Origin of the sequence: Nannocystis exedens (assembly GCF_002343915.1) — a bacterium.
GTDB classification, from domain to species: Bacteria; Myxococcota_A; Polyangia; order Nannocystales; family Nannocystaceae; genus Nannocystis; species Nannocystis exedens.
Genome location: NZ_NETK01000001.1, coordinates 6348312 through 6374444 on the forward strand (window position 1 = coordinate 6348312; position 26133 = coordinate 6374444).

Annotated in this window: 21 protein-coding genes; 8 read left to right on the forward strand and 13 right to left on the reverse strand. The window is 73.0% G+C overall.

Translation table 11 applies throughout. From position 1 onward, the window contains the following. Positions 1-190: 190 nt before the first annotated feature. The gene (locus tag NAEX_RS50660) at positions 191-364 is read left to right on the forward strand and encodes a hypothetical protein (RefSeq protein WP_170135991.1); all 174 of its coding nucleotides are present in this window, start codon (positions 191-193) and stop codon (positions 362-364) included. 362 nt (positions 365-726) lie between these two features. Here the strand turns inward: NAEX_RS50660 and NAEX_RS24960 are convergent, their stop codons facing one another. Continuing rightward, entirely contained in the window at positions 727-1053 is a 327-nt protein-coding gene (locus NAEX_RS24960; protein WP_096329988.1) for a hypothetical protein, read from the reverse strand. A gap of 775 nt (positions 1054-1828) precedes the next feature. Then, positions 1829-2905: a M24 family metallopeptidase gene (locus NAEX_RS24965; RefSeq protein ID WP_096329989.1), complete on the reverse strand. Its 1077-nt coding sequence runs from the start codon at positions 2903-2905 to the stop codon at positions 1829-1831. A gap of 230 nt (positions 2906-3135) precedes the next feature. Here NAEX_RS24965 and NAEX_RS24970 point away from each other — a divergent pair, with 230 nt between their 5' ends. Continuing rightward, positions 3136-6984: a hypothetical protein gene (locus NAEX_RS24970; RefSeq protein WP_143141344.1), complete on the forward strand. Its 3849-nt coding sequence runs from the start codon at positions 3136-3138 to the stop codon at positions 6982-6984. A gap of 271 nt (positions 6985-7255) precedes the next feature. Here NAEX_RS24970 and NAEX_RS24975 read toward each other — a convergent pair whose 3' ends face one another. From NAEX_RS24975 to NAEX_RS24985, 3 genes are all read right to left on the reverse strand, one after another. Further along, positions 7256-8479: an IS110 family RNA-guided transposase gene (locus tag NAEX_RS24975; protein WP_096326511.1), complete on the reverse strand. Its 1224-nt coding sequence runs from the start codon at positions 8477-8479 to the stop codon at positions 7256-7258. A 286-nt stretch (positions 8480-8765) separates the two neighbouring features. After that, positions 8766-9482, reverse strand: a complete 717-nt coding sequence (locus NAEX_RS48240) for a hypothetical protein (RefSeq protein WP_143141397.1) — start codon at positions 9480-9482, stop codon at positions 8766-8768. 23 nt (positions 9483-9505) lie between these two features. Continuing rightward, positions 9506-10420, reverse strand: a complete 915-nt coding sequence (locus tag NAEX_RS24985; RefSeq protein ID WP_096329991.1) for a hypothetical protein — start codon at positions 10418-10420, stop codon at positions 9506-9508. Positions 10421-10908: 488 nt separating this feature from the next. Here NAEX_RS24985 and NAEX_RS24990 point away from each other — a divergent pair, with 488 nt between their 5' ends. Together NAEX_RS24990 and NAEX_RS24995 are read left to right on the forward strand one after the other, a co-directional pair. Further along, complete coding sequence (locus tag NAEX_RS24990; RefSeq protein ID WP_143141396.1) at positions 10909-11106, forward strand: hypothetical protein; 198 nt, start codon at positions 10909-10911, stop codon at positions 11104-11106. Positions 11107-11171: 65 nt separating this feature from the next. After that, positions 11172-11915, forward strand: a complete 744-nt coding sequence (locus NAEX_RS24995; RefSeq protein WP_096329993.1) for a hypothetical protein — start codon at positions 11172-11174, stop codon at positions 11913-11915. 1 nt (position 11916) lies between these two features. Here the strand turns inward: NAEX_RS24995 and NAEX_RS25000 are convergent, their stop codons facing one another. Then, the gene (locus tag NAEX_RS25000; protein WP_096329994.1) at positions 11917-12621 is read right to left on the reverse strand and encodes a hypothetical protein; all 705 of its coding nucleotides are present in this window, start codon (positions 12619-12621) and stop codon (positions 11917-11919) included. Positions 12622-12945: 324 nt separating this feature from the next. On the opposite strand from NAEX_RS25000, the gene NAEX_RS25005 reads away from it, so the two are divergent. The 3 genes from NAEX_RS25005 to NAEX_RS25015 are packed head-to-tail and all read left to right on the forward strand — an operon-like array spanning position 12946 to position 14401. Beyond that, positions 12946-13425: a hypothetical protein gene (locus tag NAEX_RS25005; protein WP_096329995.1), complete on the forward strand. Its 480-nt coding sequence runs from the start codon at positions 12946-12948 to the stop codon at positions 13423-13425. 12 nt (positions 13426-13437) lie between these two features. Beyond that, positions 13438-13986 carry an RNA polymerase sigma factor gene (locus NAEX_RS25010; RefSeq protein WP_096329996.1) on the forward strand — a complete coding sequence of 183 codons (549 nt, stop codon included), beginning with the start codon at positions 13438-13440 and terminating at the stop codon, positions 13984-13986. A gap of 49 nt (positions 13987-14035) precedes the next feature. Continuing rightward, positions 14036-14401 (forward strand): hypothetical protein, encoded by a 366-nt coding sequence (locus tag NAEX_RS25015; protein WP_096329997.1) that lies wholly within the window; start codon positions 14036-14038, stop codon positions 14399-14401. A 319-nt stretch (positions 14402-14720) separates the two neighbouring features. Here NAEX_RS25015 and NAEX_RS50665 read toward each other — a convergent pair whose 3' ends face one another. Next, positions 14721-14864 (reverse strand): hypothetical protein, encoded by a 144-nt coding sequence (locus NAEX_RS50665; RefSeq protein ID WP_170135992.1) that lies wholly within the window; start codon positions 14862-14864, stop codon positions 14721-14723. Positions 14865-15163: 299 nt separating this feature from the next. Here NAEX_RS50665 and NAEX_RS25020 point away from each other — a divergent pair, with 299 nt between their 5' ends. Next, positions 15164-15679, forward strand: coding sequence for a nuclear transport factor 2 family protein (locus NAEX_RS25020; RefSeq protein WP_096329998.1), 516 nt, complete (start codon positions 15164-15166; stop codon positions 15677-15679). A 53-nt stretch (positions 15680-15732) separates the two neighbouring features. Here the strand turns inward: NAEX_RS25020 and NAEX_RS25025 are convergent, their stop codons facing one another. The 6 genes from NAEX_RS25025 to NAEX_RS25050 form a co-directional block, all read right to left on the reverse strand. Continuing rightward, the gene (locus tag NAEX_RS25025) at positions 15733-17730 is read right to left on the reverse strand and encodes a M23 family metallopeptidase (protein WP_096329999.1); all 1998 of its coding nucleotides are present in this window, start codon (positions 17728-17730) and stop codon (positions 15733-15735) included. Between the two features lie 531 nt (positions 17731-18261). Further along, complete coding sequence (locus tag NAEX_RS25030) at positions 18262-21816, reverse strand: serine/threonine-protein kinase (protein ID WP_096330000.1); 3555 nt, start codon at positions 21814-21816, stop codon at positions 18262-18264. An 83-nt stretch (positions 21817-21899) separates the two neighbouring features. Continuing rightward, on the reverse strand, positions 21900-22541 hold the full coding sequence (locus NAEX_RS25035) for an RNA polymerase sigma factor (RefSeq protein WP_170135993.1): 642 nt from the start codon (positions 22539-22541) through the stop codon (positions 21900-21902). Between the two features lie 43 nt (positions 22542-22584). Continuing rightward, on the reverse strand, positions 22585-23316 hold the full coding sequence (locus NAEX_RS25040; protein ID WP_143141395.1) for a hypothetical protein: 732 nt from the start codon (positions 23314-23316) through the stop codon (positions 22585-22587). Positions 23317-23481: 165 nt separating this feature from the next. After that, positions 23482-24156, reverse strand: a complete 675-nt coding sequence (locus tag NAEX_RS25045; protein ID WP_143141394.1) for a hypothetical protein — start codon at positions 24154-24156, stop codon at positions 23482-23484. Between the two features lie 53 nt (positions 24157-24209). After that, on the reverse strand, positions 24210-25748 hold the full coding sequence (locus tag NAEX_RS25050) for a trypsin-like serine peptidase (RefSeq protein ID WP_143141393.1): 1539 nt from the start codon (positions 25746-25748) through the stop codon (positions 24210-24212). Positions 25749-26133: the final 385 nt, after the last annotated feature.

The following is a 26133-nucleotide window of genomic DNA, read 5'->3' on the forward strand; positions in this document are numbered from 1 at the left end:
CGAAGCGTGCGGGCGGGCGGCGGGCGCGAGCGCGGGCGAGCCCGATCCCTCACGACCGCTGGCGGAGGACGCGGAGCGAGCCTGTGTCGCCCTTCGCCGGACCGATCGATGGATCATGACGCTCGGTGTGCGCCCGCGGCCGCTTGTCGGCTCGGTGGACCTCGTCCACGAACGAATTGGAGCGATTCCCATGTCGAACGAGCAAGACCCCCGGCGCGAGGAAGAGCGGGCGCCCTCGTGGCCGGGTGACGAGCGCCCGCTGCGGTGGATCCGCGACCGGCGCAACCAGGACGAATACGACGATCGTGAGGACCTCGAGCGCGAAAAGGACGGCACCCCGCCGCTGCGCCCGCGGATCCGCTGATCGACGAGGCGCCACCGACGCGAGGACGGACGCGAAGGAGAGCTGTCCCGGTCGGCGGTCGCTCCCTCGCTTCACGCTTCCTCGAAGCTTCACCAAAGCAGAGGCAGCGACCCGATGGGCCGCACGAATTTTTAGCGGAGCTCCACTCATCGCCGCTCGCGCGGGCGGCCTGGCCGCCGCACGATCGCTCGTCGGATGCCTGCGCGCGACGGCGAGCCGCGACCCCCCTGGGGGAAACACCAACCACAGCGCGACGAACACGGCGAGCCGCGAGCCGGACAGGAGCACCGAGATCGCCACGCTCTTGGTGAGGAGCGAGGGGATGAGAAGATAGAGGTCGATCGAGACCGCCAGCATGAGCGTTACCAGGCCGAGGGTCGCGTCGATGGTGGCGAGCCTGGCGAAGTTGGCCGGGATGCCGTACCGGCCGTCTGCCGGTGATAGGCCGCCGGCGTCACGACCAGCGCGAGGCCCTCGGCGAGCAGGATGAAGGCGGCGAGGTGCAGGCCGTGCTCGACCGGTCCGAGCTGCTTGAGGAAGACGTCGTTGAGGGTGCTGATCACCTGGAGTCCGAGCAACGACAGCAACCCCGGCAGGATCATGTTCGCCTCGGCGAAGAAGATGTTGGCGAGCTGCGCGGGGGGCTCCTGCGGCTCGTCCTGGCGCGGGCCGATCTCCCTGTTGCGCATCAAGCAGTCATACTCGCTCGTGCCGGCTCGGCAATGCCGCCCGCGCGTCGGACGGTCGCCCGCGCGGCTGAGCCCGTCGCGCGTCGCGGGCCGCCGGTCCGCGCTCGACGAGGGGCGCCGCTCGCCGGACGAAGGAGCGACGCGGGCAACGGCCTCACCGGCCGCGAAGGTCGATGTTGTGGACATGTCCTATGGAGCATGTCCTGAAGTTTTGCGAAGGAGCGGCGGGGACGGCGATCTCGCCGGACCGTCGAAGGGACGCCGCGGAACTGTCTTGGAGCCGGCGGCTTCTCCTCGCCGGGCCGTCGAGGTCGGCATTGTGAATATGCTTATTCGGACATGTTTGGAAGGTCATGCGGCGATGCGGCGCCGGCGGAGCGGTGCACCGGCCCCGCAGCGCTGCCGCGCCGGCGCCGCGTCGGGTCACGGCTGTCTCGACGTCTGCTACCCGGGGATTTCCCAGCGCGGAGGGGCCGCTGCGGCCTCGCGCCGATCCGTCGCGGCAGATCGGCCAGCGACGATCGCGGCGGCCGAGAGATCGACGCGCGACGTTGCGCGAGGGCGAGGGCCTGCTTGTATGGTGGGTGGCGATGGCCGCGTTGCCATCGGTCATCGCTGTGTCCGATCGGGGGCCCGACCACGGGCGCGCCTTCATGGGCGCCCGTGGTCGTTTCTTTCGGCGTTCACGCCGGCCTGCGCCGAATCGGCGGACCCGCAGATCGAGGCGCGCCTGCGATGGTCGCTCGTTTCGCCGTTCACGCCGGTCTGCGCGGAATCAGCGGACCAGCAGGTCGGGCCGCGGGCGTCCGTGGACCGACACGGTCGGCCACGCCGGGTCGACGGTGACGAACTCGAGCGCGCCGCCGTGGAGCAGCGCGGTGTCCTCGATCTTCGTGCCCGGCAGCGAGGGGTTCCAGGCGACCGCGCCGTCCTCGGCGAGAGACTCGGAATTGCCCGGGCGGGCGATGGCCTCGCGCGCCGCGTAGCCGCACGGGCCGCCCTGGTGGTGGGCCGCCTCCGCCCCGGGCTGGCCCGCGCGCGCGTAGGCGGCGGTCATCGCCGCGAGCACCGCCGACAGCGGGGTGCCCGGCACCGAGGCGGCGAACGCCGCGGCCTCGACCTCGGCGACGACGGCGGCGGCGCGGCGCTCCTCGGGCGTGGGTGTCCGAAAGTACAGGTGCCGCGTGAAGCAGGCGTAGAGCCCGTGGCGGCGGGCGCAGAACACCATCATCGCGCGGGCGCCGAGCGGCTCGTCGCGCGGGGTCGGGTGGCGATGGAGCGGCAGGCGGCGCTCGCCGGCCACGAGGATCAGCGCGGGCTCGATGCCGCGCGACCACAGCGCCTCGCTGCCGGCGCCGGCGAGCTGCAGCTCCGTCCACTCCGGGCGGGCCGCCTGCAGCGCCGCCGTCATCGCCTGGGCGGCCGCGCGTCCGAGCCTGCGGTAGCGCTCCTGCTCCGGTCCGGTCAGCGACCAGCGCGCGCGCGCCAGCGGGCTTGGCAGCGGGAGCTCGTCGGCCTGCGGGCGATCGGAGGCGACGCGGCCGCCGGCGGCGCAGCGGGCGACGAACTGCTCGCGCGGCTCCGGCGTCGCCCACGGGTGCGACCAGATCGGCAGCTCCGCGATTTCCTCGGCCTGCAGCCGGTCGTGCTCGATCGCGTCGGTCAGCACCCACGCCTCGTCGGCGGTGATCAGGACCTCGGCGACCCCGGTCTCGCTGGTCGCCAGCACGACGCTCGAGCCGCCGGCGGTCGCCCACGCGAACCAGTCGGACCCCCGCAGGCGCGCGGCCGCCAGCTGCGACGCGTGCAGCTCGCGGCGAACCTTCGCCAGCTTGTCGGCGATCTCCGTCATTGGCGGCACCTCGAGCGGAGGGTCCGCCGGGGAATGGTTGGCGATCTCCGACGAACGGCAAGCGGGCCGCGGTGAAATTGATACGACCGCCGCAGGCGAGGCGCTGCGCAGCTTGCGACGCGTCCCCCGGCGATCGCGAGCTCGACGCGGTGAAGCGGTCCTGGCGTCCGCTCCGGCGCGACGTGGCCTTTGACACGAGCGCCCGCGACATTGCCGACTACATCGTGGCCATGCCGCATCCGCAGCCGCAGCCAGTCCACCACGAGGTCCGGACGTCCGGGGAGTACGAGACCGCCGCCGTATCGCCGCGCGAGGATTTCGGGCGGCTGACCGTCCCGCTCGTCGGCGACGTCGACGTCGCCCTCGGGCTGGGTCAGCCGCTGCGCCTCGAGATCGACGCCGACGCGGTCGAGCTGCAATTCGGCAGCGGCCTCGAGGTGAGGCCGGTCGAGCTGCCGTCGGCGCGGCTGCGGCGGCTCTACGTCGACCTCGTCGACGGCGTGGTCGAGGCCGACAGCGACGGCTTCGGCGCCTTCCTCCCGCGCGCGTTCGCGGTCGCGCTGTGCAGCGTGCTGCGGCACGCCCTCGGCTGGAGTCCGGGCGGGAGCATGCTGCACGCGGCCGCGGCCCGGCTGTTCCGCGGCGAGGTGGAGGCGGGGCATTTCAAGTTCCGCCGCCGCTTCCCCGGCGTGGTCGCCAGCCTCGACCCGCTCGCCATCCTCTCGGTCGAGGTGCGGGGCGACGCGCTCGAGCTCGCGGTGTCGCGGCCGCTGCTGATCCGCGCCATCGGGCTCAGCTTTTCCGTGCTGCGCGTCCGCTACGAGTTCGCCACCGCGACCGTCGAGGTCGTCAGCGAACCGCTGGGCCCGGTGCGGCGGGCGCTGGTGCGCGCGGCCGCCAAGCAGGCCACTCGCTGGCTGCGCAAGCGCCTGCCCGAGGCCATGGGCCAGCCCGGCTACGACCTGTTCGCCGACCCCGAGCGGCGCGAGCACCTCGTCGAGCTCGTCCACCGCCTGCGCGCCGACGACCACGCGCTGCAGGAAGGCGAGTCGCAGCCCCTCGCCGGCGCCGAGGGCACGCCGGGCCACCCGCGCGCGCGCGAGCGGGCCGGCGGGACCGCGAGCCTGTTCTCGGGCGCGAAGGCGGCGATCGCGGCCGCCCTGGCGACCCTGCGGATCTCCGCCGACGAGCCGCCGGAGGCCACCCGCGCGCTGTTCACCATCCCCCTCGGGCCGTTCAGCTCGCTGGCGATCGCCACCGATCGCGGCGGCGACGTCGCCGTGATCAAGGCCGAGGACGGCCTGCGGCTCGACGCCCCGCGCGGGATCTACCTCTACTCCGATCAGTTCCCCGAGCTGGCCGAGCTCCGCCTGGTGCGCTCGCGGATCCACTACGACCAGGACGACGTGCCGATCGTCGACCTGCAGACCGAGCCGCCGCTCGGGCCGCTGCTCGAGGCGATCGTGCAGCGCGCGTCCGACGAGTACCTCGCGCCGATCGTGCCGGCCCGCTGGCTGCGCGAGCGCGGCGTGCTGCCGCCGCCGCAGGGCAGCGAGCACCACGTGCTGTGGCGCCAGCCGGCCGGCGGCGAGCACATCCAGGCCCACACGCGCGCGGGCTTCGACGTCGAGCTGCGGCACACCGAGGACGCGCTGGTGCTGACCGCCCCGGGCGGGCTGTCGCTGGCCTTCCCGGGGGCCTGGCAGCTGCCGCGGGCGGAGCTGCGGCGGATCGTTTACCGCTGGGAGGACGGCGCGCTCGAGATCGACGGCGACCCGGGGCTCGGCGAGTTCGGGCAGGCGGTGCTGACGGCGATGGCCCGCACCGAGGTCGCCCCGCGCGCGCCGGGCTGGCTCGGCCTGCGCAAGCAGGAGGCGCCGGTGCTCGACGAGGAGCGGCTGTCGCGGTTCTCGGTCGAGGTGCTGAACCTGTCGCTGCCGGCGCTCGGGCGGCTCGAGCTGCGCATGGACCCGCAGGACACGCTGGGGGGCTCGCTCGGGCCGGCCGAGCTGTCGGCCCGCAGCGAGCGCGGGCTGTTTCTGGTCGCCCGCGACCTCGGCCTGATGCTCGAGCTCCGCAGCGCCCGCTACGACCTGCCGCGGCGCGAGCTGGTGATCGACTCGTCGCCGCCGGCCGGCGACTACCTGGTCACCCTCGCCACCGCCAGCCTCGAGACGTTCGTCCTGCCGGCGCTGCGCAAGGTCGTGCCGCTGTGGCCCGACGCCGACCCGAGCAAGACCTGGCTCTTGCGACAGGTCATGGCCAACTTCCTCGGCGAGAAGCTCGGGCTGGCGTTCGACCTGGTGCTCCCGCCCGGCGCGTCGCTCACCGTGGCCCGGGTCGCCGGCGCGCTGGTGGTCGGCGCCACCGCGCCGCTGCAGGTGCGCCCGGTCGGCGAGTCGCTGATCGGCGAGTTCGCGGTCGAGGCGGTCCGCTGGCGCCCCGACGGCGAGCAGATCGAGCTGGTCACGCAGCCGCCGGCGGGGCCGCTGTTGCACGCGCTGGTCCGCCGCCTCCACGCGCACTTCACCCCCAAGGTCGTGCTGCACGCGCTGGCCGAGCGGCTCGGCCTGCCGCAGCCGTGGCCGCCGCCGCCGCTGCCGCCCGCGCCCGCGTCGGCGCCCGTCGGCCTGCTCGAGCTGCCGGTCGTCGGCCCGCTGACCGTCCACGTCGACCGCCAGCGCCCGCTCACCGCCACGCTGGGCCGCGACGGCGCCCGCCTCGACTTCGGCGAGGGCTGCGTCGTCCGCCTGCCCGACCTCGGCGTCCACCTCGACACCCTCGGCGCGAAGGTCTCCCAGATGCCGTTCACCGTCGAGCTGACGAGCCGACCGCAGGCCGGCGAGCTCGACAACTGGCTCTTGAGCCATGTCGTGAGGGGCATGCTCGCGCGCGTGCTGCCGTGGTTCTGGCCGGCGCACCACGCCACCGCCGGCGAGGACATCCTGGTCGCCTTCGGCGCCCACAGCGAGTGGGGACCGATCGAGCTCTGCACGCCCACCGGCGCCGCGATCGAGCTCAGCCTCGACGCCGACGGCGTCGCCTTGCGTTCGCCCGCCGGCGCGCGCCTGCGCGGCCCGGCGCTGGCCGAGCTGCCGGCGTTCACCTTCCACGAGGCGGCCTACCGGTTCGCCGACGGGTCGGTGCAGCTCCGGGTGGCGGGGATCGAGGAGCGGTACTACCGCGAGCCGGCGCCGGTCAGCCCGCACACCGAGGCGATCCTGGCCGACCTGCTGCGCGTGCTGGTGATCCCGCGGCTGCCGGCGTTCATGCAGCGGCTGGGCCTGCGGATCTTGCCGCAGCCGCCGATGCCCGAGCCCGACCCGGGCCGGATCACGGTGCTGCACGCCCAGCTCCCCGGCGGCTTCGCCAACGTGCTGGTCCACGTGCAGCCGGGCGACGTGCTGACGGTGAGCGCGAACCGCCGCGAGGTCGCGGTCGCCAGCCAGCGCGGGCTGCAGTGCGACGTGCCGGGCCTGCGCATGCGCCTCGACTTCACCGGCGCGCGCTATCACCTCGAGTCCGGCGAGGTCCAGATCGGCGAATTCGGCCAGCTGGAGAACGCGCTGGTCGAGGCGCTGGTGCGGCGCCTCGTCGCCGGCTACGAGCCGGCCGCGGCGGACTCGGACGAATCGGCAGTGGCCGCCCTGCTCGACCGCTTCCCGGTCGACGAGGAGGGCCGCCGGGTGCTCTTCGACTCGAAGCTGGCCCGCGTGCTGCTGCCGGCGGACACGATGCTGGTGGTCCGCCTCGGCGAGCACGGCCTGATCGTCACCGCCGACCCGCCGATCGAGATCGACGGCGCGACGGTGCTCGATTACAAGTTCGCCGGCGTGTCCTACAGCTTCGACGACGCGTCGTTCCACCTCGACCTCGAGCGCGACGGGGTGCTCGCCGGGCTGCTCCGCGGCAAGCTGGTCGAGGAGGGCGAGCAGCAGCTCAACAACCTGCTGCGCCCGCTGCTCCCGGCGGCGATGCGCACCCCCGGCTACCGCCTGTCGCGCGACCCGGACCCGAAGGCGACGATCGCCGCGCTCGTCCGCACGGTCACCGGCACGAGCTGGTTCCTCGCCAAGTGAGCGTGCACCCAAGAAAGATGCCCGAAAGGACAGGCACCGGCGCGGCGCGCGCCGTCCGGTGCCTGACGACCGCGGGGTCCGAGCATGTACAAAAGGACAGGCACCGGCCCACGCCCCACGTCGGACCGGCGCCTGTCGCGGCTAAATAAGCATAGGCTAAGACATGCGGCCGTCGGCGCGGCTCTCAAGAAACGGCCCTCTCCGCGCGGCCCGGGCCTGGTTCGCAGGACGTCTTCTCGTCGCGGGGCCCAGGCCTGCGGGGCGCGGACGATCAGGCCGCCGGGCGCATCTCGACTTCGTAGCCGAGGCTGCGGATGCGGCGCGCGAGTCGTGATGCGGTGCGCTGGCGGTCGTTGCGGTTGAAGTGCTCGGCACCGAGGTCGCGGTAGGGCTCGTGGTCGCGGAGGATCCCGTGGACTGCGGTGAGGATCGCCGCGGCAACGGCTCCGATCGCCTTCTTCTTGCCTTGCCGCGCTCGGACGCGGAGGAAGAGCGCCCGGAGATAGCCCTCCCCGCGGATGCTCGACCAGGCACACTGGATAAGCATCGTCTTGAGCCACGCGTTGCCCTTGCGCATGCGGTTGGAGCGGCGCTTGCCGGCGCTCTCGTCCATGCGTGGACACAGACCTGCCCAGGAGCGCAGGTGACCGGCCGAGCGGAAGCGGTTCATATCGACGCCGACCTCCGCGATGATGGCCTGCGCGGCCGTCGTTCCGACTCCAGGGATCGTCTGGAGCAGTTCGACGGCTTCAGAAAAAGGGCGGAGCTCGGCCTCGATCCGCTTCTCGACATCGGCGATCGACGCCTGCAGGGCGTCGATGAGCCGGAGATGCGTCGAGATGAGCATCCGGTGATGGTCGCGCACGCGGCCGTGGAGCGCCTCCATGAGCTTGCCGCGCTTGGCCTTCAGCGTCCCACGAGCAAGCCCCGCGAGCTTCTCCGGGTCGCTCTCGCCGGCGACCATCGCCTCGAGCATCGCCCGCCCGCTCTTCCCGAGGATGTTGGAGGCGACCGACGCGAGCTTGATGTTGCAGGTCTCCAGCACCTTCTGGATCCGCTGCGTGTGCTCGACGACCTCGCGCGAGAGCTGCTTCCGCGTCCGGGTCAAGTCCCGCAGATCCGCGATCGGCTCGGGTGGCACGAAGCTCGCGCGCACGAGCCCGTGTGCGATCAAGTCCGCGAGCCACATCGCGTCGTTCATGTCGGTCTTGCGCCCGGGCACGTTGCGGACTTCGTGCGCGTTCGCCAGCACCAGCTCGACACGGCCCGTGAGCACGGCCCAGACGGGCTTCCAGTACACGCCCGTCGCCTCCATCACTGCGATGACGCAGCCGCGGTCCTCGAGCCAATCGCCCAGCCCGATCAACTCCGAAGTGCTCGTGCCGAAGGTTCGAACCTCCCGGTCGACCTTGTTGCCCTTCATGCACCGCACGCAGGCGACGATGCTGTCCTTGTGGACATCCATGCCCGCGCACGTCCCGTACATCACTTCCATGACGTTCCTCCGTGAAGAACGCCGGCGCGAGGGCCCCTAACTCGAAGTCTCTCAAACGCGCTCCAGCGAGTCCCAGGACCCGCTGCTCGCAAACAAGGGTGCTCACGGGCCCTCCGGTCCAACTCAGAAACGGGCTCACCCTGCGCCAGTGCGTGAACGACCTCTTTGCCGGCATTCGCGGCAAAGCTAACCCAGTGTGCGAATCCGCGCCAAGCCCGCCATCGGCCTCCCGCGAGGGTTCCAGGGCCGTTTCATCCCCGCGGGTCGGCGCCAGCCGGTGGGTAACTCAGAACGTGCAGACGCCGATGAAGGCGCCGACCTGCGGGACCGGGAGGCCCTCGCGGTGGGCGAAGTCGTAGCCGAGGCGGACCATCCCGCCGACGATCCCGCGGCGGGACGAGCCGAAGCGGTAGCCGACCCGGCCCTCGACCTCGACCATCGGCGAGAGGAAGCGGACCGCGAAGCCGCCGCCGACGCTGGCGAAGCCGCGACCGCGCGCGCCGAAGCTGGTCAGGCCGGTGATGTGATAGCGGTGGGTGAGGAGCCCGGAGACGTAGCGCTCGGCGAGCCCGGTCGACACCGTGAACTGAAAGCCCAGGGCCCACGGGCTGCGCCTCAGCCGGCCGCCGAAGAAGAACGGGAGGTTGGCCGAGGGCAAGTAGCTGATCCCGAACGTGGGGCCCGGCAGGAAGGCGAACACGAACCGCGACTTGGCCGCGGGCGCCGGGGCGGGCGGATAGGCTGGCGGAAGGGACATGTCCTGATGGCCATAGGCGGGCGCGGCCGGCGGGGCGGCGTAGGGGTCGGCGGGGGCGCCGTCCGGGGCCGGGGCGGGCGGCACGTCGGCCGCCGCAGGAGCGACGGGCGCGGGCGCAGTCGCCGTGGCGGGCGCGGGGGCGACGGGCGCCGCGGGAGCGCCGGCGGCAGGCGGGGACGGGACGGCCACGGCGGCGTCGGCGGCCGGCGCCTGGAGCTGTCCGAACAGACCTGTTACGAGAGACATGGTGAAAAGGACATGGGTAAGGATCATGACGCACCTCCGGCGGCGCGGCGGCGGCGGCCGTGCGCGCCGATCCACAGCAGCGGGGCGAGCAGCCACAGGGCCAGCGGCGAGGCGTTGCCGCCGCTGACGGCGCAGGGGATGTAGATGAGCTCGCGGTCGTAGTCCCCGCGATCGAGGCGCAGCGTCTCGCCGCGCGTGCCGTCGGCGGCGACGGGCGTGAGATCGAGGCCGCCCTCGGTCGGCGGCATCTCGATCGCGCCCGACCAGGAGTTGGGCCCGTCGACCGCGAACACCTGGCCGTCGTCGTAGAGCACCTCGACGTAGCCGCCCTCGCGCAGCCACGGCTGCTCGTGGTCGAGCCGCAGCTCGAGGTAGCTGCCGGTGGCGCAGCAGCCGTCGTCGCCGCGCTTGAACTCGAGCTCGATGTCGTCCAGCGCGCCCGGGGCGGCCGCCGGCGCGGGGTCGAGGCGCGAGCGCACGACCGTGTACTCGCCCTGCTCGTCGTTGGCCTGCGGACCGTTGGCGTCGCACGCGAGCACGTAGGCCCGGTTGGGGATCATCGGCCGCTCGGGCACGTAGCGGACGATCGCGTCGGGGTAGTTGCCGTCGCTGACGTACGAGGGCTCGACGTCGCAGTGGTCGGCGCCGTCGACCTCGACCGCGACCGGGATGACGTCGTCGCCGCGCTCCAGCCGGCACCCGGAGGGCACCTCGAAGCTGTAGGCGCAGCTGCGCAGCTCCCAGAACTCGACGTCGACCGGGAACTCGGTGGTCGGGTCGCGCAGCGAGCCGGGCATCGACCAGTCGGACTCCCACACCGGGCCGTCACAGGAGAGCGCCGCCGCGGGCCGCTCCGGGAGGACGAACAGCGCCGCGCAGGTCAGCCCCGCCAGGGCTCGCGCGCGCGCTCTCGAAGAGATGTTCGCTGGGCTGTACATGTTGGGCGATACCGTCCACGCCTGGAGTCGCCGCAGCCGCGGGAAAAATTGCGGGGGCGAAATTCGCGGCCCAGGGGGGCTGCGGGGGCCGTTCGTGCCAGGGGGCGAATTCGCGCGAGGGCCCCGGCGCCGGGCGAGGCGGTGAGCGACCCGAGCGAGACGCTGCTGCCGGCGGCGGTCGTCGGCGCGCGCGTCGTTTCGCCGAGGCGCTGCACGAGCGGCCGCGACGCGACGCGGGAGCGTCAGCGGGCGGCGCCGACGAAAATTGCCGCCGGGGACAATTTCAAAAATTGTCGCATGCGACGATTCGACGGGGCTCGGGCCGCCCTGGATCATAGCTCGGCTTTTCGGCGGACGCGGTGCGGCACGCCGACTGCTTTGTCGGGAGCACCGCGGCTCTGCCGGGCGCTGCGTCCGGCGGCGAGGGCCGCGGTGTTTCGACGAACCGACAGACAGGCGCTCCGCCTGGGGCGCCGGGAGGACGAGCCATGAAAAAACGGACCCTGATGGCATTCATGATCGGCGTGTGCTTCGCGGCGTTCGGCGCCCCGCGAGCGTCGGCGGTGACCTGCGAGCAGAAGTGCGGCACCGCTTACGCGGCCTGCCTGGCGGCCGGCAACTCGTGGCAGATCTGCCAGAACGACCGGGGCGAGTGCCTGTACGACTGCAAGGTCGCCGGCGGTTGAAAAACGCCGCGGCGCCGGCCCACGGGCGCGTCCGTGGGTCGGCGATGCGGGTAAGATCGCCGCCCGTGTCGCCGTCGTATCAGCCGACCCTGCACCGCTTGCCCGAGGACACCACGGGCCGTTTTGCGATCCTCCGCGAATTCCTGCTGCGCTGGCACGGGATCGACACCGGACCGGTGGGGCGCACCGTCTCGCGGGTCGAGGAGGCCGAGGCGCGGGTCAAGCGGCGGCTCCCGCCGGCGGTGCGCGAGTGGATCGTGCTGCTCGACGACCTCGCCCGGCTGGGTGCCTGGGTCGAGGTGTTGCGCGACGCCTTGAGCCTCACGCAGGTGCCCGGCTGCCGGGCGTTCTCGCTGCTGGTGTCCGGCGAGAACGATCGCCACTGGGGTCCGCTGCTGCGTGACCTCGGCAGCGAGGACCCGCCCACCCACGACTTCGCCGCCGTCTCTTTCGGGCGCGACCGGGAGTTCGAGCGCGTCCGTGAGGTGGCGCCGCGGGTGTCGACGTGGGCGATCGAGTTCATCGTCCGCTACCTCTACCTCAGCCGTTCGGTGCAGCTCGAGTACCCGGTCTCCGAGGCGGCGCGCGCCCGCCTGCGGGCGCTGGGCCCGGAGGTCGTGGCGTCGCAGATCGGCCGCAGCGAGCTGTTCGAATTCGAGGGCGGGCTCATCCACGTCGAGCTCGACAGCGACCCGAGTTGCGCGATGCTCCGCTGCTACGCGCCGTGCCGGGCCACCGACCGTTCGGCGTACGACGCGGCGGCCGACGCGTTCGCCCGCCGCCTCGACCCGATGTGGGGACGGGCGTGACTCACGGGAGGTCGCACAGCGTCTCGCCGTTGCTCAGGCCTTCGCAGCTGAAGCAGGGGCTGCCGAGGAAGTCGTAACATCCGTCGATCGGGGCCAGGGACGTGCAGTCCGCCTTGCTGGTGATCGGCACGCCGAGGGTGTCGAACCAGATCTCCTCGATCGTGTACTCGCGGGCGGCGACGCCGATGTAGCCGCGGCCGACGTCGCTGTCGATCCCCTGCAGCCAGACGACCAGCTGGAACTGCTGCTCGGCGGCGATGGCATCGAGGGCGCAGGTGTGCGCGGTCTGCCACTCCTCGACGGTGTTGTTCCACGGATCGACGATGCCGCAGTCGAGCACGTCGCCGCCGTACGCGTGCGCCTGCTCGGTCGTGATCTCGACGAGGTCGCAGACGAGGCCGTCGGTGGTGGTGTCACCGGTGGTGGTGGTCGTCGTCGCGTCGGTGGTCGACGCGTCGGTCGTCGTCGCGTCGGTGGTGGTCGACGCGTCGGTCGTGGTCGCGTCGGTGGTGACGTCGCCCGTGGTCGGCGCGGTGGTGCCGGTGGTCGGCTCCGTGCTCGCGGTGCCGGTGCTCGGCGCGTCGGTCGAGCCGGTGCTCGGATCGATGCCGACGGTGGTTTCGGTGGTGGCGCCGTCCGGCGTGGAGCTGCAGGCGGCCAGCAGCAGGACGAGCGCGAGGGGACGAGAAGGACAAGCAAGGACCATGGGCGCAGCCTAACCCGACGGCCAGGGCCGCAAGAAACTTTGCTCGGACGCGGTCGATGGCTCCAACTGCCAAGGGACGGCGACGGAGCGGGCTTTCAGGGCCGGCCGGAGACGGGTCGTCGGTGTCACGCTGACGCAGCGCGCGGCTGAATGAACGGACATGTCTTTTATGACATGTACCATGGACAATGCCCGTGGCGTGCGCCGCGCTGCCCGCCCCTGGACATGCGGTCAGCAGTCGAGGGTTTTTCGGCGGAGCGGGCGCCGGGCGAGGGGCTGTTAACCTCGGGGCGGGGGCCGGCGTCTTGGGGGCACGGAGTCGCCATGGACATCGAGCTCGAAGCCATCCTGATCCCGCTCACCTTCTTCTTCCTCGTCGGGTTCGTCATCCGGCAGTCCCGCCTGCGGGCCGAGCACGAGACCCAGCGGCGGTTCGAGCTCGGGGTGCGGACCCTCGAGCGCTTCAACGACCCCGAGGCCCTGGAAAAATTCCTCGGCGGCGTGGCCGGGCAGGAGTTCCTGCGCCTGCTCGACCACGGCGAGCCGCCGCTGCAGCGCCGGCTGCTGCGCAGCGTCCAGGGCGGCATCGCCCTGTCGGGCCTCGGCCTCGCGTTCCTGGTGCTGTCGGCGGCGCTCGACGGCTACGGCGACATGGTCATCCCCGGCACCCTGCTGCTGTGCCTCGGCGGGGCGCTTCTCCTCGGCGCCGCGGTGGCGTACAAGCTGGCGCAGCGGTGGGAGATCCTCGGCGACCGCGGCCGGGGGCGCAGCTCCTCGCCGTACCGCGACCTGGCGAGCTCGTGAGCGCAAGGCTTCATGGACGAGGACCGATTCCAGGCGCTGTACGCCGCCACCCACGCCAGGCTGTGGGCCTACGTCTACCGCCTCACGGGCGAGCGCGCCGTGGCCGACGACCTGGTCCAGGACAGCTATTGCCGGCTGTTTCAGCTGCCGCCCGGCCGCGTGCGCGCCGGCGCCGAGCGGGCCTATCTCTACCGGATCGCCACCAACCTGGTCACCGACCACCACCGCCGGCGCACCCGCCTCGGCGCCCGCCTGCGCGAGCTGCTGCTCGCCCACGAGGCCGCGCCGCCGCGGGCGCCCGAGCCCGGCGAGGGCGGCGAGCTGCAGGCGATCTTCGACCGCCTGCCGCGGCGCGACGCGGCCCTGTTGTGGCTCGCCTACGTCGACGGCCACGACCACGCCGAGATGGCGGAGATCCTCGACGTCAAGCCCGCGAGCGTCCGCGTGCTGCTGAGCCGCGCCCGCGCGCGGCTGGCCGACCTCCTGCAACCCGAAAGCCCAGGCAACCATGCGTACCCACCCGCCCTCGCGCCCTCCCGCGGCCCCGGCTCCCGCGACTGAGCCCGACCGCGCGCCCGCCGACCCGCGCGACCGCGCGGTGGCTGTCTTCATGGACAGCCTGGCCCGCAGCCCGCAGCCGCGGCCGCGCCCGGTCGACCCGGTCGCGCTGATGCGGCGGGCGCCGCTGGTCGAGGCGCTGGCCCACCTGCGAGCCCGCGAGCGCCGGGTGCTGGCGCCGGCGATCCTGCTCGAGGTGCTGACGTTCGCGGCGGCGGCGGTGGTCGGGCTGCAGGTCGCCGCCCACGCCGCGCCCGGCGGCCCGCTGCGCACGCTGGTCGAGGCCGCGACCCGCTTCGCCTGGGCGCCCACCGGGCTGGCCCTGCTGGTGGCCGCGCTGCCGCTGCTGTGGTGGATCGCCGAGGGCGCGGCGGCGCGGCGGCGCGGCGGCGCGGCTGTCCCGAAGAACATGGCTTGAAAAGCTCGCGCGCGAATGGGCATGTCCTCAAGGACATGCGATGTGCGCGGCGGCTCGGCCGGGCCGCTCGCCGGCGGCGGCTCGGGCCCGCCGTGGACATGCCTCGTGGGACATGTCGCTCGCGCCGGTCGCGAGGCGCTCGTCGAGTCGTCCGTACGGGTCGCGGCGGCGATGCCTCGAGGGAGGTGCGAGCTTCTTCGTGTGAGTGACATGTCGCTTGGGGCAGGTCGATCACGGGGGCGTGGACACTCGTCGAGAGCCGCAGGGCCGCGGTGGGCGGGCCGTGAACGCCCGCCGGTCCAGTGACATGTCTCTTTGGTCATGTCAACTCGGCTCCCCTCGCGGGCACCGGCGCGATCTCGGCCCGCGTGGTGCATCCCGGGGCGAGGTCGGGCGCGGGGACGGGGTCGGCGAGGCAGGTGCGCAGGCCGTAGGCGTGGGCCTTCTCGCGGTATTGCTTCATGAAGGGCGGGGAGCGGAAGGGGCCGTCGTCGGCGTGGAGCTCGGCCAGCGGGCAGCAGGCGTCGGTCCGGCGTCCGGTGACGGCGAGCGGCGAGCGGCGACGGATCGGGCGATCGTGGAGGCTCTGGGTCGGCGGCGGCGAGGTCGGCGATCGTGACAGCGAACGGTGCGCGCATTCTCCCGTCGAACGGCGAGTGCCGTGTGTTACGCTGAAGCGCTCGCTGCGGCCGCTCTACGGCCGGCGCGGGCGCCGTGGTGCGCGTTTCTTCGGGGAAGAAACAATCGCGAAAGGCCTTGGGGATGTCTCAGAGCGAAGCCGACACGATCCTGACGTTGGTCCACCTGTACGCGCTGGCGATCGACACCCAGCAGTGGGACCTGTTCGACGAGGTGTTCACACAGGACGTGATCGCCGACTACGGCGAGGGCGCGGTGTGGACCGGCCTCGAGACGTTCAAGCAGATCTTCGCGGTCATCCACGCGGTGTACAGCGGGACGCAGCACACGATGTCGAACACGCTGTGGGACCTCCAGGGCAACGAGGGCTGGGCGATGACTTACGGGCACTTCCGCCTGATCAAGCCCGGCACGCCCGGCGGCGACTTTTGGGAGGGCCAAGGCTACTACGACGACCGCCTGGTCAAGGTCCACGGGAAGTGGCGGATCCAGCACCGGATCAACCGCATCACCTGGTCCGGCGGCAACCCGAAGGTGCTCGAGACGACGCCCGACGTGCCGGTGGTCGTGCCGATCACGTCGCTGCACGACGTCGGCGGCGACCTGCGCTTCCTCAAGGAGCGCAAGCCGGACAAGTGAGCGCTGCCGACGATGCCCGCGCCGGGAGCGACCCCGGCGCCGGCGGACGACGCTCAATAGAGCGCCGAATAATTGGTCGGGTGGTGGAACAGGGTCATCTCGCCGTCGGCGTCCCGCGCGAGGGCGACCAGCCGCTGCGCGCCGGGGCGACCGTCGACCGCCAGCGACGAGACGGCGCCGGCGTCGACCGTGCCGGCGCGGCCGAGGTGGCCGTCCGCGTCGACGTGGAACGAGATCAGCGACATCACGCCGGCGCCGGTGCGCAGGCCGAGGGCGGCGTCCTGCGCCCCGGCCCGGGCCGACGACAGCTCGCTGGCGGCGCCGGCGTCCCACTGGTCGACGCGGGCGAGCAGGCCCGCGCTCGAGATCTGCCAGCTCTGGACGCGCAAGCCCGACGGCGTGGCGACGGAGACGACGGCGAACTCGCGGCTGCCGAGGTTGCCGGTGACGGTGACGTCGACGTCGGCGGCGGTGAAGGCGGCGTTGGAGGCGAGGTCCTTGACCTGCTGGCTGTCGACGAGAGCGACGCTGGTGCCGGCCGTGTTGATCTGCCAGGTGCGCAGCCACACGGTGTCGTCCGCGCTGCGCTGCTCGACGGTGACCACGCCCTTCCACGCGCCCGACGACTCGCCGACGCCGCGACCCATGACCACCGTGGCGACGTCGACGTCGGCGATCGCGGCGCTGTGCGAGGCGCTGGCGCGGCGGTCGACGGTGAGCTCCTCGGTGCCGGTGAGGGTGACGCCGTAGTTGATCACCGACAGCGCGCCGCTGCTGTTCTGGAAGGCGACGACGGCGCCGTCGTGCGTCGGCGAAGCGGTGGCTTCGATCTGCCCGACCCCCGGCGTCGACTCCGTGCGACCGACGCCGCGCACGGCGTCGGCGAGGGCGTTCACGTAGTAAGGGATGAGCTGCAGCCTGTCGCTGCCGTTGCGCACGGCGACGAGGGCGTGGCCGGCGGTGTTGTTGATCCGCGAGACCGCGACCTCGCCCACGGCGCCCTCCTCCTCGCCGACGCCGAGCAGGATGTCGGTCGAGGTGAACAGCATCGCGTTGACCGCGAGGTTGCCGGCGCTGTTGCGATAGGCCGCCACGCCGCCCAGCTCGGTCAGGGCCAGCGCCGGCACCGTGCCCGGCTCGACCTGCAGCCTGTCGACCCGCTCGCCGACCGGGTCGGGCCACAGCAGGAAGTCGGTGGTGCCGTCGATCGGCAGCTCGCTGCCCTGCAGCCGATCCCAGTCGCCCGGAGCGGGCGCGACCCCGGGGGTGCGGACCTGCGACCAGCCCTCGCGGAACTCGGACGGCGACTTGCGCGCGCAGTAGTTGCCGCTCGGGTCGGTGGTGAACTCGGCCACGCCCATGTGCAGGTGCACGCCGTTGGTGTTGCCGGACAGACCGACGCGGCCGACGAACTCGCCCTTGCGCACCGGGATCGGGGCGATGCTGCGATTGTCGAGCCGCGCTCCCTCGCGCAGCGCCGGGTTCCAGCCCGACAGGCTGCAGAACTTGGGGTCGTCGTCGAACAGCATGGTGTCGGCGATCGGGCACAGCGCGGCGGGGATCGAGTCCTGCCGCAGGTGATTGAGGGAGATCAGGTGGCCGTCGGCGGTGCGGATGATGACGTGGTTGCCGCCGGCGACGCAGCGGTTCTGCGCGCCGAGCGTGCCCGGGCACGCGCTCGGCTCGCTGCCGTCCTCGTTGTCGTCGGGCAGGCGGCGGAAGCAGGCGATGATGTCGCCGTCGACCGGCGAGTAGAGCGGGAGCTCCCAGCCGACGGCGTCGGAGCGGCCGTACGGGGCGGTCGCGTCGATGCGGTGCCACGAATAACTGCCGGTGGCGAAGTCCCAGCGCATGGCCGAGATGTCGAGGTCGCACACGCCGGTGCCGGTGCAGTCGTAGTCGGCGTGGCCGGTGGTGCGCATGTACGAATCGGCCGGCAAGGAGTCGCCGCGCCACGGCACCTTGAGCTCGTAGGCCTGGCCGGTGAACGGCGCCAGGGCGCCGATTGTCAAGAGGAGGGTCGGGAAGAGCAGGCGAGATCCGAAGGTCATGCGAGCGCCGGCAAAGCAGGCGTCGTTCCACTGCGACTTTTTCAAGGATCTCAACGGTGAGGCGCGCCGCCGAGGGGCCGCGCGGCGAAAGCCTCATGCGACGAATTTCAAATTCGTCTCCGGGGACATTCGCTGTCGCCGTGGCGCGGCCTCACGAGGGCAGCGCGGCACGCGATTCGCCTGGTCGGCGGGCGCTCGTCGATCCCGTCTCGGGTCGGCGCGCGGCGCCGGCGCGAGAACGTCGCCTCGGTGGGCGACGGCGCCCTCGCCACCTCGCTCCGTCCGCGCGAGGATCCATCGCCTCGGTTGGCGATGGCGCTCATCGCCATGTCGTTGCCGGCGCGGATGCCCGACTGGAGCGGGTGCTGCTGCGAGCGATCGGGCTGCGTCTTCATCGCGGCTCCTCGTCTGCGGCATACGCTGGCGCGAGGGCCCCGAGCCGGCGTCGGACTCGAAGTGCCGCGCGCGGGCCCGCGGCGAGCGCATTCGCGTATGGCCTTCAGGGCATGTCCGACGGGACATGCGTCGGGCTCACGAGCCGCCGAGCTGGCGGCCGCGCGCCTGCAGCCAGGTCGCCAGGGCGGCGGGGTCGCGCGGCACGGACTCGGCCGGCTGGACGGTGACGGTGAAGTCCGCCTCCTGGAAGGCCAGGGTCGTGCCGCCTTCGTCGGTGGCGAGGACGGTGCGGGTCTGGGCGACGAAGCCGTCGAGCGGCGGGGTCCAGCCGCGGCGGATGACGGCCGCCTCGCCGATGCGCGTGTCGACGCGGAGCAGCGCGCCGGTGGCCCCGAGCACCGCGAGCTCGTCCTCGCCGACGAACGCGAGGCCGCGGGCCTCGTCGGGCAGGGCGAGCTCGCGCCCGGGCTCGTCGCCGCCCTGCAGGAGCAGGACCCGGCGGCCGGCGACCGCGACGGCCAGGGTCGCGCCGCTCGGGCTGTAGGCGGCCGTCGGCACGGCCGGGAGGGTCAGCGCGTGGCGGGCGGTCGCGCCGCTGGCGAAGTCGTGGACGGCGATCGCGTCCTGGCCGGGCAGCGGGACCACGGCGACCGCGGCGTGCGGGTGGAGGACGGTCTGCGGGGGGCGGTAGAAGCTGCTCTGCGGGCCCGGGTCGACGGCGGCGATCTCGAGCGGTTTGTCGGCCCTGTCGGTGAGGGCGAAGACCTTGCCGGTGCGCGTGTGCGCGACCACGCCGTCGCCGCCGCGGGTGACCGCGAGCGCGACGACCTCGGCCCCGAGCTCCCACTTGCGCGGGGCGGCGTCGACGTCGCGCCAGGTGAGGACGGCGCCGTCGCCGAAGCCGGCCGTCAGCGCGGTGCCGGCGTCGGCCAGGGCGGCGCTGGTGATGCCCGGCGCGACGGCGAACGCGTGGCGGCCGGCGGCGTCGCTCAGGCAGGCCTTGCCGGCCTTGTCGACGAACAGCACCCGGCCGCTGCCGCCGACGGCCGCCCGCGCCTCGCGGTCGAGGAGCTGCTCGACGCTGAGGCCGTCGACGCAGGAATCATCATATGTCCCGGAGAACATGTTCCGAAGGCGGGGCGGGCTCTTCTCGGAGTAGACGACCCCGCGGCGGCCGTCGACCGAGACCATGCCGACGTGCAATGAGGCGAGGCCCTGGGCGCTCGGGCTCGGCGGGGCGGCGTCCCACACGTGGATGTCGTCGTGATGGGCGAGCGCGAAGCGGCCGTCGCCGGCGTAGGTGCCGTGGCGGCGGTCGCCGGTGTCGAGGCGGCGCGGGAGGTCGCCGTCGGCCTGCGAGCCGAGCAGCCAGGCGTCGGGGGTGCGCAGGGCGAGGCCGTCGCCGTGCGGGTCGACGACGACGTCGTACTCCTGCGTCGGGCCCCACTCGACGAGGTTGCCCGACTCGACCGGCGCCCCGGTCCACAGCGTCTCGCCGGTGGCGAGCGAGCGCATCGACAGCGAGATCATGCCGGTGAAGTCGTCGGCGTCGAGGACCAGCGCGCGGTCGTTCGGGGCGATCGCCAGCGTCCAGCGCCCGAGCGGGCGGACCTCCCTGGTCGCCGGCGTGTAGGCGACGTGCCGCGGCGGCTGGTCGGGCGCCCAGGCGACGAGGTGCTGTCCGCTGCTCGAGAACTCGAGCGCGCCGGCGATCGCCGGCGTCGGGCTCGACGCGCCGCCGGTGCGGATAAAGGCCGCGTGCGTCGCGTCGTCGTAGGCGACGGTGCGGCCGTCGGGGCTGAGCGCGGCGGTGAGGCCGCGGGCGCCCGGGACGACGTCGAGTTTGGCTGGCTTTTGGGACAGGTCCCAGACGTAGGCCGGCGGGCCGGGCGGGCGCCCGTGGGAGGAACTCGGCTCGCCGAGGGCGGCCAGCGCCTCGCCGCCGGCCGACATCTGCCAGCGGTAGTGCAGCGCGCGGTACATGCCGCGGTCGACCATGCCGACGTCGATCTCCTGCGCGGCGCCGTCGCGCCAGGTGCGGGCGCTGCGGGCCCCGATCGCGGCGAAGGCCGGGACGTCGCGGGCGGCGACGAGCTGCACGTCCTGCTCGTGGAGGTCGAACAGGCGCGCGCCGGTGCCCTGCTGCGGGTCCCACTGCCACACGTCGCCGGCGAGGTCGACGCTGACGAGGCTGCCGTCGGCCAGGCCGACGACCTGCGCGACCGGCCGCGCGTGGCCGCGGAGCACCCGCGTCGGCGCGCCCCGGCTCTCGGCCGCGAGGGCGAGCAGGCGGGCCCGACGAGCGATTGTCTCTTCGGACAGGTCGACCCGCGCCAGCGCGCCGAGGCTGTCGGCGAGGTCGCTGTCGAGGGCGGCGCGGGCCTGGGCCAGCAAGGATTCGTTGGTCTGCCGGCGGGCGGTGACGAGGGCCGCCTCGGCCTCGCCGCGGGCGGCCTCGGCGTGGAGCTGGGCGGTCTCGGCGGCGTCGCGCTGGTGGCGGATGTTCTGCACCGCGTAGGCGCCCCCGGCCGCGAGCGCGGCCAGCGAGGCCGCGGCGACGCCGACGACGGCCCGGTGGCGGCGCAGCCACAGGCGCACGACCTCGCCGGCGGAGTAGCGGTGAGCGTCGACGAGGCGGCCGGTGAGGAAGCGGCGCAGGTCCTCGGCGAACGCCTCGGCGCTGGCGTAACGATCTTCGGGGCGCAGGGCCATGGCCCGCTGGGCGATCGCCACCAGCTCGCGCGGGGCCTCGCGGGCGCGCTCGCGCAGGTCGTCGACCGCGCCCTCGACCACGCGCGAGGCGAGCGCGCGGCTGTCGACGTCGGCGTAGGGCGGGACGCCGGCGAGCACGTGGTAGAGCACCGCGCCGAGCGCGAAGACGTCGCCGCGGGCGTCGACGGCCTCGCCGCGGGCCTGCTCCGGCGGCATGTAGCGCAGGGTGCCGAGGATCGTGCCGTGCTCGGTCATCGTCGAGACGACGCCGCTGGCGCCCGCGGGCGACCCGGCGTCGGTCGACGGCTCGGGGCCGGGGTTCGTGGTGTCCTTGGCCAGGCCCCAGTCGATCACCACCGCCTCGCCGAGCTCGCCGACGAGGATGTTGGCCGGCTTGATGTCGCGGTGGAGGACGCCGTGGCGGTGCGCGTAGGCGACGGCGTCGGCGGCGGCGATCACGTGCTCGATCAGCGCCAGCCGATCGATGAGCCGCGGGCGCTGGCGGATCTGGTGCTCGAGCGTCTGGCCCTCGACCAGCTTCATGCAGTAGTACGGCTCGCCGGTCGAGTGGCGGCCGATGTCGTAGAGCGGGACGATGCCCGGGTGCTGCAGGCGGGCCGTGATCGCGGCCTCGAGCGCGAAGCGGTGCTCGGCGGCGGGGTCGGTGCGCAGCAGCTCCTTGACGGCGACGTCGCGGCCGAGGCGGCGGTCGCGGGCGCGGCGGACCACGCCGAGGCCGCCGGTCGCGAAGGCCTCGCCGAACTCGTAGCGCTCGTCGCTCTCGGGCCGGCCGGGCGCGCGCGACGGGCCGGGCCACGAGGTCGGGTCGGCGAGTACCGAGGGGGCGCTGGCTCCGGCCATGGTCGGCGAGCGCGAGGAGTCGAGGTCGGCCTCGCCGATGTGGGCGAGCAGGCGGGCCTGGGCGGCGCGGACGACGTGAGACGCGGGGATTTCGGGGCGGGCGGTGACGGGCGGCATGACGAACTCCGGGGGTACGGCCGCCAAGTGCGGCGACCGTGGGGGCTGATCCCCGGGGCTCGCGAATTTTTTTTCGTCGTCGGTCACTGCGGGTCCTGGCCGCGCGGTGCCGGGCCGAACCGGCGATCGACCTCCAGGCGGATGCTCTCCATGCAGCTCTCGAGGCCGCGCAGGGTACGGTCGCGCAGGGCCGGGTCGTCGACGAGCCGCTCGACCGCGGCGCGCAGGCGCGCGCGCGCGCGCTGGAGCCGACGGGCGACGGTCGCCTGCGGGACCTCGAACAGCGCCGCGAGCTCGGCCTGGGTGAGGTGCTCCCAGTCCTTGAGCTCGATGACCAACTGGTCGTCGAGCGGCAGGCCGCGCAGGGCGGTGGCGACGATCTTGACCAGCTCGCGGTCGGCCAAGAGCCCGGGCAGCGACTCGGCGTCGGCCGGCAGGCTGTCCTCGGTCGGCTCGAACCGCCGCTGCCGCCGCGCCCAGCCGATCAGGACGAAGCGGGCGACCCCGAACAGGTAGGCGCGGAAGCTGCCGTCGCCGCGGTAGGCGTCGCGCCGGCGGCACACGACCTCGAATGTCTGTTGGGACAGGTCCTCGCACACCGAGTCGCGGACCTTGCCGAAGAAGAACCGGTAGACCGCGGCGTAGTGGCGCTCGACCAGCTCCTGCCCGGCCTTGCGATCGCCGGCCCGCCAGGCGTCGAGGAGGAGTCGATCGCGGTCGTCCACGCCGAGGAGGATAGCGCGGGGCGGCGCGGGCCCGCCAGGCCGATCACGTGCGGGCGTCGGCGTCGCCCTCGCGGATCATCCGCAAGAACGCCTTGATGCCGGCGATGAGCTCGCGGTTGTCGGTCAGGCGGTCGAGGCTGTCCTCGAACTTGCGGGCCAGGCCGGCGATCTTCTGCTCGAGCTCGGCGCGCTGGCGATCGGCGCGGGCGACCAGCGCGTCGTGCTCCTCGCGCAGCTGCTTGAGCGCCTCCTCGAGCCGCTCGACGACGGCCTCGTGGCGGCCGACCTGACCGCGCAGCTTCATCACGTCGTCGCGCGGGAAGCGGGTGTCCTCGGCCAGCGCCTCGAGGCGGCGCCGGAGCTGCTGCATCGACGCGGCGGCGGGGCGCACCAGGCACGACAACAAATAGAAGCCGGCGAACGGATAGCCGAGGTCGGAGCGGGTGAGCAGCGCGACCGCGAGGGCGACGCCGGCGGAGACGAAGTGGATCGTCAGGCTGGTGAAGAGGGTCCAGCGCTTGACCCGCTCGGCGAACGCGAGCTGCTCGTCGGTGACCCTGATGCCGGCCTCCCGCGAGCGCCGCATCTCCGCCAGCACCTCGCGCGCCCGGAAGTGCAGGTTCCACGGCAAGGTGACCAGCACGACCAGCCAGATCAGCGCCGCCCCGCCGGCCCCCCAGGTCAGCAGCGTCCCCGGCGAGACGTCGCTCCACACGGCGACGCCGAGCGCGGCGAGGTAGGCGAGGACGAGCAGCGCGAGCGCGGAGCCTTGCATGCCCCGCAGCATAGCCCGCGGCGGGCCGTCGACCGCCGGCGTCGCGGGGGCACAATTGCTCGCAGGGCGACCCGCCAGCGGCGCGTGAATGTATCCGCGGAGAGGCGCGGGGCTCACTGCGGCCGCGAAGCGAGGCCCTCCTGCGACGGCTCGCGCGCTCGTGCCTCACTCGAGCGGCGGCACGTCGCCCCAGTGGCCGGCCATGGCCCAGGCCTCGGTCACGGCGTTGGCACCCTGCGTCTCGTCGCGGACGGCGATCCAGCCGCGAGGCTCGGCGCCGAACTCGACGTGGACCTCGCCCGCGGAGCCGCTGACGCTCGGACGCAGCGTGCCCGCGAGGTCGTCGAAGGCGAAGGCGGCGGTGATCCACGCGATCCCGGGCTTCTCCGCGCCGTACACGAGGTCCCCGGTGAAGGTGTCGTCCAGCGCGCCGTCGCCGGTGACGATCCGCAGGCGGATCGGGACGTACAGGCTCGGGCCGCAACCGGCGTCTTCCTCGGTGTCTCCGCGCTGCTCGGTGACGACGTAACGGACATCGCCGGGGCCGCGCTCGACCGTGACCGAGACGCTGGTCGCAACCTGCGGATCGGCGTTGGTCGGGTTGTCACCGTCAGCTGTCAGGTCCCATTGGAAGGCGGCCTCGTGCGGCTGGGCCAGCGCCAGGACGTCGAGGGCGCTCATGCCCTGCGGCGAGGCCTCGTCGTCGGCGAGCGTCTTGGTCTCGACGACCTCGCAGCGGCCCCCCTCGGGGGTGCAGGCCGCCGTATGGAGCAGGACGCACACCGACGCCGTCGCGCTCGAAGAGGTGAGCCAGGGAGATCTTCGCCGTGCGTTCGCCATCGAGGCGCTCGTTTCTGGCCCGTGCTCGCGGGCCCAAGGGGAGTGGAGGGAGGTTAACACGGGGTCGCAGGGTTGTCCGCCTGGGCGCCCTGGATCACGTCCGTGTTGTTGCCGTTGAAGCGCGAGGCGTCGTTCATGCAGCAGCCGTACTCGCCGCGGTGAGAGCCGACCAGCGAGCGGCCGCTCGCCGACGTCTTGTACACGCCGGCGCCGCTCTGGCCCGGTTGGGTGTCGATGTAATAGTGGAACCGATAGGCGCCCTCGGTCTGGACCGAGCCGCCGGCGCCGTAGAGCGAGCCCCAGCAGGCGCCGTCGCCTCGCGGTGAGGCGGCGCAGGGCTGCCCTTCGCCGGGGTACCCGTAGATGAACACGTTGTCCTGAGTCAGACCACTGGTGTTCTCCTGCCAGCCGTGCCACCACCAGCAGCGAAACGCCGAGGTATCGAACAGGACTAGGACGCCGAAGTCGTGGTTGGCCCATTCGTGGTCGAACCACGTGCTGCGCACGTGACGGTTCTGAGACGTCGTGGTGCCTTCCGGCGAGGGGTCGGTCCCGAGCTGGCTGTCGGCGATCCCGTCGGCGATCGGCACGAGCCGCCGGGTGTCGTTCCACGCCCCGTCCCTGAACAGACAGTGTCCGACCGAGGCGACAATCCGCTCCGAGATTTTGGTCCCCGAGCACCGGACGTCGATCGGCACACCGTTGGGGGGATCGACGTCGGCGTTCACGCCGGTCAGGAGCATCTGCGGCCCCCACACCGAGCTGGCCAGAGTGTGCCCGTTGAAGGCGCTGCGGAGGTCTCGCTGGTCGCTGCCGTTGATCTGCCGCACCGGGCCCAGCGGCTTCGCGCTCAACTTGACCGCCCCGGGCGGCGGCGACAGCAAGATGTCCGGTTCGCCGAGCTGCGCCAGCTCGAGGTCCTCTTGGCTCAGCGGACCGCCGCCCGGCTCGCCGCCGCGCGGGGCGGCGTTCGTCAGCGTCGCGATGACCTGCTTGCGCCGCCAGATCGATCCGTCCGACGCCTCGACCACGGCGATGTCGGGGCGGGCGTCGAACGCTCGTCCCAGCTCGAGCGCGAGATCGCGGCGCCGTCCTTCGTGCTCGGTCTCCGCCTGGCTCGCATACGCGGCGAAATCCGCGTCGCTGAGGGTCTCGAGCCAGGCATCCCGAGCCTCGCGCAGCAGCCGGAGCCGTTCGCTGACCGCCTCTGAATGGATGACGTTCCAGCTCTCGAACACGTACACGTCGGCCGCTCCGGGGCCGATCTCGTCGATGAATTCCTGCGGGATGGGTGGGACCGCGCCCGCGAAGGCCCCGCCGGCCACGCGGGCGAGCAAGGCCGCCTCGCTGTAATCGTCCGCTTCGTCGATCAGATCCAGGATCTGCGCCTCGGTCGCCGCCTCCGACGATCGCATGGCGGCGATCGCCAACGCCTCGCGCAGCCGCGCGGCCCGGGGCTGCGCCGCCGCCACTTCGAGCGCGTCGTCGTCGTCGTCGCCGAGGGCCCGCTCCTCCGCGTCGATCGGTTCGTCGATGCAACTCGCTTGCAACACCGCGCACGTCGCCAGCGCCGTGGCCCATAGACCCATCATTGTTTTCATACTTTTTGTCCCCAGCGGCGGCGCCAAGACCCGCCGCCGTCTCAGTGGAGCATCTCGACCGCGAGGATTCAAGCGACCTCCGGTCACGAGTTTCGTCGCCGGCCGTGGCATGAACGCCAGGGGCCGGAGCGGGCCGATGGGGTGACGCTCGCCGCTCGAGAGCGGCCCGGAGGTCGCGGCAACGACTCACGTCGGCGGCGCCGAATCTGCAGACGGGACGCCGGCGCTCTGGCCAGACTCCGGGCCGCGCCGAGGATCGTCGAGGCAGGTCACAAGCGCTGGAGCCCGATCGCTCGCGTCAGCCGGACGGTGCCCGCTCGCCGGCGCACTCGAGTACGAATATCAAGACATGTCTTCGGGGCCACGTCATCGGGCG

Coding starts and splice junctions, on each gene's coding strand:
- NAEX_RS50660 (WP_170135991.1), top strand. CDS start 191: ATGTCGAACGAGCAAGACCCCCGGCGCGAGGAAGAGCGGGCGCCCTCG.
- NAEX_RS24960 (WP_096329988.1), bottom strand. CDS start 1,053: ATGCGCAACAGGGAGATCGGCCCGCGCCAGGACGAGCCGCAGGAGCCC.
- NAEX_RS24965 (WP_096329989.1), bottom strand. CDS start 2,905: ATGACGGAGATCGCCGACAAGCTGGCGAAGGTTCGCCGCGAGCTGCAC.
- NAEX_RS24970 (WP_143141344.1), top strand. CDS start 3,136: ATGCCGCATCCGCAGCCGCAGCCAGTCCACCACGAGGTCCGGACGTCC.
- NAEX_RS24975 (WP_096326511.1), bottom strand. CDS start 8,479: ATGGAAGTGATGTACGGGACGTGCGCGGGCATGGATGTCCACAAGGAC.
- NAEX_RS48240 (WP_143141397.1), bottom strand. CDS start 9,482: ATGTCTCTCGTAACAGGTCTGTTCGGACAGCTCCAGGCGCCGGCCGCC.
- NAEX_RS24985 (WP_096329991.1), bottom strand. CDS start 10,420: ATGTACAGCCCAGCGAACATCTCTTCGAGAGCGCGCGCGCGAGCCCTG.
- NAEX_RS24990 (WP_143141396.1), top strand. CDS start 10,909: ATGAAAAAACGGACCCTGATGGCATTCATGATCGGCGTGTGCTTCGCG.
- NAEX_RS25000 (WP_096329994.1), bottom strand. CDS start 12,621: ATGGTCCTTGCTTGTCCTTCTCGTCCCCTCGCGCTCGTCCTGCTGCTG.
- NAEX_RS25005 (WP_096329995.1), top strand. CDS start 12,946: ATGGACATCGAGCTCGAAGCCATCCTGATCCCGCTCACCTTCTTCTTC.
- NAEX_RS25010 (WP_096329996.1), top strand. CDS start 13,438: ATGGACGAGGACCGATTCCAGGCGCTGTACGCCGCCACCCACGCCAGG.
- NAEX_RS25015 (WP_096329997.1), top strand. CDS start 14,036: ATGGACAGCCTGGCCCGCAGCCCGCAGCCGCGGCCGCGCCCGGTCGAC.
- NAEX_RS50665 (WP_170135992.1), bottom strand. CDS start 14,864: ATGAAGCAATACCGCGAGAAGGCCCACGCCTACGGCCTGCGCACCTGC.
- NAEX_RS25020 (WP_096329998.1), top strand. CDS start 15,164: ATGTCTCAGAGCGAAGCCGACACGATCCTGACGTTGGTCCACCTGTAC.
- NAEX_RS25025 (WP_096329999.1), bottom strand. CDS start 17,730: ATGACCTTCGGATCTCGCCTGCTCTTCCCGACCCTCCTCTTGACAATC.
- NAEX_RS25030 (WP_096330000.1), bottom strand. CDS start 21,816: ATGCCGCCCGTCACCGCCCGCCCCGAAATCCCCGCGTCTCACGTCGTC.
- NAEX_RS25040 (WP_143141395.1), bottom strand. CDS start 23,316: ATGCAAGGCTCCGCGCTCGCGCTGCTCGTCCTCGCCTACCTCGCCGCG.
- NAEX_RS25045 (WP_143141394.1), bottom strand. CDS start 24,156: ATGGCGAACGCACGGCGAAGATCTCCCTGGCTCACCTCTTCGAGCGCG.
- NAEX_RS25050 (WP_143141393.1), bottom strand. CDS start 25,748: ATGATGGGTCTATGGGCCACGGCGCTGGCGACGTGCGCGGTGTTGCAA.